The organism is Pseudomonadota bacterium, assembly GCA_010028905.1.
GTDB lineage: Bacteria > Vulcanimicrobiota > Xenobia > RGZZ01 > RGZZ01 > RGZZ01.
Genome location: RGZZ01000282.1, coordinates 1 through 6,843, shown reverse-complemented (window position 1 = coordinate 6,843; position 6,843 = coordinate 1). Strand labels below are relative to the sequence as shown.

Here is a 6,843-nt window from a genome sequence, read left to right as displayed (position 1 = left end):
CCGCGGCCGATGCCGAGGTCGACGCGGCCGTTCGAGATGCGGTCGAGGGTGGCATGCGCGCTTGCGGTGACCGTGACGTCACGCACCACGGGGTTGGTGACGCACAGCCCCAGGCGCATGTGCTGCGTGCTCTGGGCCATCAGCGCGAGATAGGGGTAGGGGTCTTGCCACAGCACATGCGAGTCGAAGAGCCAGCCGTACCTGAAGCCCGCGTTCTCTGCCTTCTGTGTCAGCTCGATGACTTGCGGGGGTTCCCAGTCCATCTTCATGGTGAAACCGAATGTCAGCATCAGGCCACGTCTCCCTCTCGTATCAATCGACACTGAAGAGTCGAGTTCTGCTCTCGTCGGCGGGTCAGGCCCACTTCACCCGGGGCAGCACCTCCTGGCCGTAGAAGCGGATGAACTCCGACTGGTTGCGTCCCACGTTGTGCACGTAGATCTGGTCGAAGCCCATGTCGACGAAGTGCTGCATCAGGTTGACGTGGAAGTCAGCCTCTGCAGAGATGTGCACGCGCCCCACGAAGTGCTCCGGGCGCACCAGACGGGCCATTGCCTCGAAGACCTCGGGATCGCGGATGTCGGCCTTGGGGAAGTTCATGCCGCCGTTCGGCCACTCCTTGATGGCGTTCTCGGTGGCCTTCTCGTGGGTGAGATCCCACGAGACGTGCAGCTGCAGGATGCGCGGCATAGCGCTCGGGTCCTTGCCGGCCTCCTTGGCGCCGTGCTCGAACTTGCCCAGCAGCATCTTGATCTTCTCGTCGGCGGCGCCCACGGTCATGATGCCGTCGCACAGGCGTCCGGTCTTGGTGCTGACGATGGGTCCGGAGGTCGCCACCACGATGGGGGGCGGCGCTTCGGGCATGGTCCACAGGCGCACCGATTCGAGCTTGTAGTACTTGCCCGCGTGCTTGACGTTCTTGCCGGTGAACAGCTTCTGGATGATCTCGATGCACTCGAACAGACGCTCGACCCGCTCTGGCGCCTCGGGCCAGTAGCCGCCGATGATGTGCTCGTTGAGCGCCTCTCCCGCGCCCAGCCCCAGCGTGAAGCGCCCCGGGAACATGGCTTCGGTGGTGGCTGCGGCCTGCGCAACCACCGCCGGGTGGTAGCGGTAGCCTGGGGGCGTCACGCCTGTGATGAACGGCAGGGAGACCACCCGGCCGAGGGCACCCATCCAGGTCCACACGAAGGCGCTCTGCCCTTGCTGCGGCGTCCACGGGTTGAAGTGGTCGCTCGTCATGATGCCGCCGAAGCCAGCGGCTTCAGCCTCTACGCACCAGTCGAGGAGCGGGTTGGGCGCGAACTGCTCGAACATCGCCGCATAGCCAATGAACTTCTTCATGCCGGTCTCCCTCTAGCTATCTGGGTCGCGCTTGCGCGTCTGTCGTGTTGGCGGAGGCGCAGGCTACGGGAACAGGTTTCGGGTAGGTTCCATAATGAGGTCGGCACCCCTGCCGGCCCCGCGCGTGTAGCCAAAGCCACGCACCCGAACCACCGGGACGCCGTCGCTCTTTCCGCACACCAGCTCGGCACCGGCCGCGAGCGCGTCGGCAGTGGCCATGAGGCTGGCCTTCAGCTCGTAGCCGCCCGCATCGACCTGACCCCGGTAGTCGGTCAGGGCCTCCATGCCAGCAACCCCGATGGCCACGTTGACGATGCCGTTGCGCCACGCCCGTCCGAACGAGTCGGAGATGATGATGGGAACGTGCAGGTCGAGCAGCGCCTTCAGCTGCTCGTGCAGCGCGAGGGCGGACGCGTCCGGGTCGACGGGCAGCAGGCACGCTGTCTCCCCGCCGTCGACATTCGACATGTCGACCCCGGCGTGCGCGCAGACGAGGCCGTGGTGGGTCTCGCTGATGACCAGACCTCCAGCCGCCATGCGCAGCACGCGCCGGCTCTCGCGCAGCACGACCTCGATGTGGCGCGGATCGCGGTCGTGGGCCCGCGCGAACGTCTCGGCCAGCGGAGAGGGCTGAACCTCTTCGAGTGCGACCAGCCGTCCCTCGGCCTTGCTCACGATCTTCTGGGTGATCACGAGAATGTCACCCGTCTCCAGATCACCTCTCAGATGCGTGGCCAGACGCGCTCCCAGGTCGTCGCCGGCGCAGATCTCCGGAAGCCCTGTGACGGGGGTGAAGGTGACGCTCATGCGGTGCACTCCAGCAGCGGCGCTTCGAGTGTAGGGGGGGTCTCGGCCATGTCGGCAGAGGTATCGACGTCAAACGCGGTTCCCGCCGACACGAACTCGATCAGCGCAACGCCTTCCCGCCGAGCGGCCTCGCGATGGCGCATCCGGCTGTCGACTCCGAAGGCGAAGCGCATCACGTCGGGCGGGGAGGCGATGAGCACGTTCGTGCCCGTGCCGTGTCGGTCCGGTGCCAGGGCCACCAAACCCTGCGCGCGCGCGCGGCGAAGGGCGGATGACGGTTTCTTCCAGACCGCTTCCGTGCTCTCGACCATCTGGCGCACGTCGTAGGGGCGCAGATGGGGGAGGTCTGCGTGGGCGAGCAGCAGCAGGTCGGCCCCACAGGTCCGTGCCCAGGCGGCGGCTTCCTCACAGGCGGGGTTGAGGCCGATCGAACGCTGCTCGACAGCGACCAGACCGGCGCGTTCCGCCCGCGCGAGCACGGCGGGGTCGGGTGATACCACCGCGATGCGGTCGAAGCACTGTGAGGTGACCAGTGCTTCGAGCACGTGGTCGAGCATGCGGATGGCGATCTCGCCGCGATCATCGACGTCGAGACGGCTCTTCGCGTCCCGCATGGGTTTCACCGGTACGGCCGCGACCCTCATGGCGAAGAGGCCAACGCGCGCCGCGCTACGGCGTGCGCGATGATGCGGCGCGCCAGGGCTTCGCGGTCGTCGGGGCCGCGCATGATGATGGGGGCAACCACCGGCTCGATGCCCAGGCCGGCAATCGCGTCGGCCATATGCGCGTCGGCTTCGTCGATGAAGAACGTATGCACGAGCCCAGCCTGCAGCCGCGCCACGCCGAGGGCGCTCACCTCGTGTCCCATCGAGGCCAGCATGGCCGCTGCGGGCCCCTTCAGCGCCTGGCCCCCGACGATGGGGCTCACGCCCACGCGCAGGGCCGGACTGGCCAGCAGGCTGTCGGCAAGCCCTGGCACGGCCATCACCGGGGCCACGCTCAGGAACGGGTTCGACGGGCACACCACCACGAGCTCGGCCTGGGCAAGGGCCTCGCTCACCCCCGCGGGAGCGTGGGCGAGCGCGACGTCGGTGAACTCGACCGTGGCCACGGGGTCGCGCTGCTGGCGTCGCACGAACCACTCCTGGAACGCACATCGCTCCCCGGCCTGGGTGACGATGCAGGTCGAAACGGGTCGATCAGCCATGGGCAGCAGCCGTGCCCGCACGCCGAGGGCTTCCCTCAGCGCATCGGTGACGGCGGTGAGCGAGCCGCCTTGGCGCAGCAGATGGGTCCGGCGCACGTGGGTTGCGAGGTCGCGGTCGGTCACGATGAACCAGTCATCGGCACCATACGCGGCGAGCTGCTGCATGGCGTGGCGCGTGTCGCCTGCCACGCCCCAGCCGTTCACCGGATCGGCCATTCCCGCCAGCGTGTACATGACCGTGTCGAGGTCGGGGCAGATCGTGAGCCCGAAGTGCTCGAAGTCGTCTCCCGTGTTCACCACGACGGTGAGGGAGTCGGGCGCCAGTGCGCGGTAGAGACCGTCGGCCATGCGGGCGCCGCCCACACCGCCTGCCAGGGCCACGGTGCGAAGGCTCTCGTGAAGAGGGGTCACGGCGTTGTCACGCCCTGACGCTGACGCATCGCCATCATCGCCTTCAATCCCACTCGTCTGGGCCGTACACGCGGAGAACCGCGTAGGTGGTGTCGCGCTGCGCTGGGGTGAATCCCGCCCCGCGGATCATGCTCAGCACGTTGTTGACGCTCATCTGGAAGTCAACGCCGGTGGCTTCGATGACCTTCTCGCCCATCAAGATCCCACCCAGGTCGTTGGCGCCGAAGCGAAGCGCCATCTGGGCGAGCTTGCGGCCTTCGGTGAGCCAGCCGCAGTGCAGGTCGCGGATGTTGTCGAGGTAGAGTCGCGCCACCGCCATGGTGGTCAGGTAGTCGACACCACCAGGGGCGTCGCTCGAGGCTTCCATCTCGCTGCGATAGGGCGTGAACGACCAGGGGATGAAGGCGCGGAAGCCGCCCGTGCGATCTTGCAGGTCGCGAACGCGCTCGAGGTGCTCGATTCGCTCCTCGAGGGTCTCTCCCAGGCCGAAGACCATGGTGGCCGTGCTTCTCAAGCCCATCGCGTGGGCGGTCTCGTGCACCTCGAACCATCGATCGGCGCTGACCTTCTTGGGACTGATCTCCTTGCGCACGCGATCGACCAGTATCTCGGCGCCCCCCCCAGGAAGCGAGTCGAGCCCCGCCGCGTGCAGCCGCTCGAGCGCCTCGCGGATGGAGATCTTCGAGACCTTGGCGATGTGGTCGATCTCTGGGGCGGAGAGCGAGTGCACGGTGATGCGGTAGCGCTGCTTGATGGCGCGGAACAGGTCTTCGAAGTACTCGATCTTGAGGTAGGGGTGATGGCCGCCCTGGATGAGCACCTGGGTGCCGCCCATCTCGACGGTCTGGCCGATCTTGTCGAGGATCTCGTCGAGGGGGAGGTGGTAGGCCTCCGGGTGCTTGGGCCTGCGGTAGAAGGCGCAGAACTGGCAGTCGGTGATGCAGACGTTGGTGTAGTTGAGGATGCGGTCCTTGATGAACGTGACCACGTTGCCGGGGTGGCGTCGCTGACGCTCTTCGTCGGCCAGGCGTCCGAGGGCGATGAGATCGAGGTCGAAGAGCGCGCGTCCGTCGGCGGGGCGCAGCCGCTCGCGGCGCTCGATGCGTGCGATGAGTGCCGTCGCCGCGGTGGCGTCGAGGGCGTCGGAGATGGCGAGGGTCATGGCGTTCCTCCGAGTGGGCTTCCCCCCAGGCAGGCTGCGCCCATTGCGGGCGCCACCGTCGACGGGGGGAGGGTGAGGGCGTATTCGATGCGCGCGCAGGGGGGGCAGAGCCCCTTGGCCGCTGCCCGCGCGTAGAACGCGAGCAGGGCGCGCTCTTCGCGGGGGCCGAGGGTGAAGTGGAGGCGTCGGTAGTAGTCGATCAGCGCCTCGTGCGACAGTCCGGTGCGCGTCTGCGCCCGCGCGAGAAGCGACGGCGGGAGCAGGCTCCCCTGTTCGCGGGAGGCGCGGAGATCATCGATGAGGCGGGCCACCTCGGGGGAAGAGGCCACCTCCCGTCTCACGGCCCACACGGCGAACACCATGGGCAGGCCGGTGAGCGCCGTCCATCGGGCGCCGAGGTCGTGGGGAGAGAAATCGCGCAGCGCCGGGCTCTGCAAGGTTGCACGCCGGAAGGCGAGGGCGTCGTCGCCGATGAGCAGCACCGCGGGCCACTGTCCCTCGAGCGCGCCCTCGAGGGTCGCGTGCTCGAGGTAGCGGGGGGTCACGTTCACGTGGTCTTCGAGCACGATGCGCAGCAGCACTCTCGATGTCGCCGTGGATGCGCATATGCCGAGCGGCTGATCGTGCAGCTGCTCGAGGGGAATGCGGCTGAAGAGCACGACGCTCTGCACCTCTCCGCCGCTCGAGATGGAGATGTCGGGCAGCAGGACGTAGCGGTCGGCATGACGCGGGTACTCGATGGACGACACAGGGCTGGCATCAAGCTCACCATCTGCGAGGAGGCGGTTCAGGGTGCTTGGGGTCGCGCGTTCGAAGCGCCATCGCCCCTCTTCCTCCAATGGGTGGGTGAGGGGAAAGATGTTGACGTAGTCGATGAGACCGAGGCGCAGCGTCATACGGCGGCCAACGCTCGGTAGGCGCCGTCGACGCGCGTCGCTCGACGGCGCGCGGCGGCCGTCAGCCGAACGAGCTCGCCCTCATCGAGGCTGATGAACGAGGTCGAGGGGGAGTAGGCCCGCGCATGTGGATCGAGCGGCGCCCAGCCGAGGTCGTCGGCGCCGAACGAGAGGGCCACCTGTCCCATCTTGAGGCCCAGTGCGAGCCAGGGGGCCCGGATGTGGGGGATGTTGTCGAGGAAGAGGCGCGCCACGCTGATGATGCGCAGGTCTTCATATCCGCTGGGGGTCTCGCGATCTTGGGTGCCCGCTTCGAGATCGATCGGGAGCGCGGTGAACACCGAGAACCCTCCGCTGGCGCGCTGCCGCTCGCGAAGCGCATCGAGACGGGCGACGATCGACGTTGCGTCGTCACCGGGTCTGTAGGTGAGGGTGGCGATGGAGGTGAGCCCGGCGGCGTGTGCCTGTTCGACCGCCGACAGAGCGGTCGGAGAGGGGTCGAGGTCATCGGGCAGAAGCCGGCGACCGTGCTGGGTGCACACCTCCTCGTGCAGGCCCAGCAGACCGTCGAGACCTGCACGCTGCAGCGCGGTGGCGACGTCGCCCGCGCCACACGCCTCGCGGAGGGCGAGGGTGTTCAGATCGGGTGCCCCAAAGCCCTGGATCCAGGCACTCGGCAGCCGGTCTCTGAGCGACCGGATCAGGGAGGTCAGCGCGTCGAGTCGCAGCTGCGCGGGCAGACCCACCAGATGGATCTCCGCCGCCGACGCACCGACCTGCTCGGCGAGTCGACTCGCGAGGTCGGTGGGGAGGGGGGCGCAGATCGCGCACGTCGCGCTGCACGCGGAAAGGAGAGAGACGCGTGTGGGGGCGCTGTAGAACGCCTGGTCGCCCCACTTGCGGCGGGTCACCGCGTCCGCCATGGCGGCGACCGCGAGGATGTCCGGATGGGTGAGCAGGGTGCACGCATCGTCGGTTGCGATGCGGCCACCACGGTCGATGGTCTCGTGGAGGGC

General features: G+C 68.0%; 8 protein-coding genes. All 8 read right to left on the bottom strand.

What is annotated here, in order from left to right; genetic code table 11:
- A partial coding sequence (locus EB084_16875) for an LLM class flavin-dependent oxidoreductase (GenBank protein NDD29931.1) occupies positions 1-290 on the bottom strand: 290 nt, incomplete at its 3' end.
- A gap of 64 nt (positions 291-354) precedes the next feature.
- Complete coding sequence (locus EB084_16870) at positions 355-1,344, bottom strand: TIGR03557 family F420-dependent LLM class oxidoreductase (GenBank protein NDD29930.1); 990 nt, start codon at positions 1,342-1,344, stop codon at positions 355-357.
- Positions 1,345-1,407: 63 nt separating this feature from the next.
- Positions 1,408-2,151: a coenzyme F420-0:L-glutamate ligase gene (cofE, locus tag EB084_16865; protein NDD29929.1), complete on the bottom strand. Its 744-nt coding sequence runs from the start codon at positions 2,149-2,151 to the stop codon at positions 1,408-1,410.
- The gene (gene cofC, locus EB084_16860) at positions 2,148-2,795 is read right to left on the bottom strand and encodes a 2-phospho-L-lactate guanylyltransferase (GenBank protein NDD29928.1); all 648 of its coding nucleotides are present in this window, start codon (positions 2,793-2,795) and stop codon (positions 2,148-2,150) included. Before cofC ends, cofE begins: the two co-directional genes overlap by 4 nt.
- Positions 2,792-3,706: a 2-phospho-L-lactate transferase gene (locus EB084_16855; protein ID NDD29927.1), complete on the bottom strand. Its 915-nt coding sequence runs from the start codon at positions 3,704-3,706 to the stop codon at positions 2,792-2,794. The genes cofC and EB084_16855 overlap by 4 nt, the downstream gene beginning before the upstream one ends.
- A 106-nt stretch (positions 3,707-3,812) precedes the next feature.
- Positions 3,813-4,931 carry a dehypoxanthine futalosine cyclase gene (gene mqnC / locus EB084_16850; GenBank protein ID NDD29926.1) on the bottom strand — a complete coding sequence of 373 codons (1,119 nt, stop codon included), beginning with the start codon at positions 4,929-4,931 and terminating at the stop codon, positions 3,813-3,815.
- Positions 4,928-5,827 carry a futalosine synthase gene (locus EB084_16845; GenBank protein NDD29925.1) on the bottom strand — a complete coding sequence of 300 codons (900 nt, stop codon included), beginning with the start codon at positions 5,825-5,827 and terminating at the stop codon, positions 4,928-4,930. The genes mqnC and EB084_16845 overlap by 4 nt, the downstream gene beginning before the upstream one ends.
- The coding region (locus EB084_16840; GenBank protein ID NDD29924.1) for a hypothetical protein at positions 5,824-6,843 on the bottom strand (1,020 nt) is incomplete at its 5' end. The genes EB084_16845 and EB084_16840, both read right to left, overlap by 4 nt.

Excerpts from the sequence above, each read along its gene's own strand:
- EB084_16870 (NDD29930.1), bottom strand. The coding sequence starts at position 1,344 with ATGAAGAAGTTCATTGGCTATGCGGCGATGTTCGAGCAGTTCGCGCCC.
- cofE (NDD29929.1), bottom strand. The coding sequence starts at position 2,151 with ATGAGCGTCACCTTCACCCCCGTCACAGGGCTTCCGGAGATCTGCGCC.
- cofC (NDD29928.1), bottom strand. The coding sequence starts at position 2,795 with ATGAGGGTCGCGGCCGTACCGGTGAAACCCATGCGGGACGCGAAGAGC.
- EB084_16855 (NDD29927.1), bottom strand. The coding sequence starts at position 3,706 with ATGGCCGACGGTCTCTACCGCGCACTGGCGCCCGACTCCCTCACCGTC.
- mqnC (NDD29926.1), bottom strand. The coding sequence starts at position 4,931 with ATGACCCTCGCCATCTCCGACGCCCTCGACGCCACCGCGGCGACGGCA.
- EB084_16845 (NDD29925.1), bottom strand. The coding sequence starts at position 5,827 with ATGACGCTGCGCCTCGGTCTCATCGACTACGTCAACATCTTTCCCCTC.